Origin of the sequence: Zoogloea sp. (assembly GCF_023150065.1) — a bacterium.
Classification (GTDB): domain Bacteria; phylum Pseudomonadota; class Gammaproteobacteria; order Burkholderiales; family Rhodocyclaceae; genus Zoogloea.
Genome location: NZ_JAKLLN010000180.1, coordinates 1 through 579, shown reverse-complemented (window position 1 = coordinate 579; position 579 = coordinate 1). Strand labels below are relative to the sequence as shown.

The window sequence follows — 579 nt, the reverse complement described above, 5'->3', positions numbered from 1 at the left end:
CATGTGTAAAGCATGCCGCCAGCGTTCAATCTGAGCCAGGATCAAACTCTTAAGTTCAATCCAAAAACTCCAGAAACCTGACGTTTCTGCAGATACTTCAATTTCTTGTGGCACTCTGGTATAAACCAGAACACCGCCTCGAAACCGAGTACCCACACCTATCGGTTGTTCGAATTTTTAAAGAACCGCTGCGCGCTGCAGCGAAGAGGTGCGCATTATACAGAGCTTTTAAACCCTGTCAAGCATTTCGCGAAATCTTTTTAAACCTCGCTGAAAACACCTGACTGCGCAGAAGCAACCAATCCTCCGGCCTACTTCCCCCTTCACCGCGCTGAACAACTGCGCTGCGAAGAGGGCCGAATTATAAAGAACTATCAGAACACGTCAAGAGGTTTGGGGAAATTAATTCAAACCACAGTCACACGCGCAAACTTGCGCTTGCCGACCTGCAGTACAACAACAGCCCCCGCTGCCAGCACCAGCCCGCGATCCGACACTTTCTCGCCATCCAGACGCACCCCTCCCTGATCAATCATCCGCAGGGATTCTGAGGTGCTAGCCGTCAGCCCCGCCTGCTTG

The 579-nt window shown here is 51.5% G+C and carries 1 protein-coding gene; it reads right to left on the bottom strand.

Annotated features, from left to right (window positions below; translation table 11 throughout):
• Positions 1-407: 407 nt before the first annotated feature.
• On the bottom strand, positions 408-579 hold a 172-nt coding region (locus L6Q67_RS24150; RefSeq protein WP_296576246.1), incomplete at its 5' end, for a S4 domain-containing protein.